Source organism: Streptomyces sp. NPDC059909 (genome assembly GCF_042730885.1).
Classification (GTDB): Bacteria; Actinomycetota; Actinomycetes; order Streptomycetales; family Streptomycetaceae; genus Streptomyces.
The window spans coordinates 1-764 of sequence record NZ_JBHWKX010000241.1; the positions used below are offsets into that span (position 1 = coordinate 1).

1 pseudogene is annotated in these 764 nt (G+C 72.9%); it reads left to right on the top strand.

The features are described from left to right. Positions 1-78: 78 nt before the first annotated feature. Positions 79-764, top strand: a pseudogene (locus ACFV9O_RS40520) (MFS transporter); the annotation flags it as partial.

Genomic DNA, 764 nt, shown 5'->3' on the forward strand with positions numbered 1-764 from the left:
GACTCCACCCGTCCGCCCCCTGACCCACCCCGTGCCAACGGCCCCGTACGGCCATCCGTCTCCCTGCGAGGAACACCCATGTCCACCCGGACCCCCGAAGCCCCGCCCGAACCGGCCCCCGCACCCCCGTCGCCCACCCGGCGCGGCAACCCGTGGCTGACCCTCATAGCCGTCGCCTTCGGGCTCTTCATGGTGGCCCTGGACGGCTCGGTCGTCTCCATGGCCAACCCGGAGATCGGCCGCGACCTGAACGCCGGCACCGCCGACCTCCAGTGGGTCACCAACTCCTACCTGCTGGCGCTCGCCGCCGCCCTCATCCTCGTCCGCTGCGTCCGCGCGGGACTCGGCATCTGCGGGGCCCGGCCCGGTACGCGGCAGCGGCCTGGCCGGGTCGATCGAGGGCGTCATCGCCTTCCGCGCCGTCCAGGGCTTCTTCGGCGCGCTGCTGATGCCGAACACCCTCGGGCTGCTGCGCGCGGTCTTCCCGCCGAAGAAGTTCGGCATGGCGGTGGGCATCTGGGCGATGGTCTCCTCGGTGTCGACCGCGCTGGGCCCGATCGTCGGCGGCCTGCTGGTCGAGCACGTCAACTGGGAGTCGGTCTTCTTCATCAACGCCCCCGTCGGCGTCCTCGCCCTCGCCTTCAGCGCCTGGGTGCTGCCGCAGGCCAAGGGCGAGGAGGGGCGCGGCGCGCGCTTCGACATCCCCGGGGTGGTGCTGCTCGCCCTCGGGCTGCTGCTCGTCGTCTTCGCCGTCGTCAAGGGCG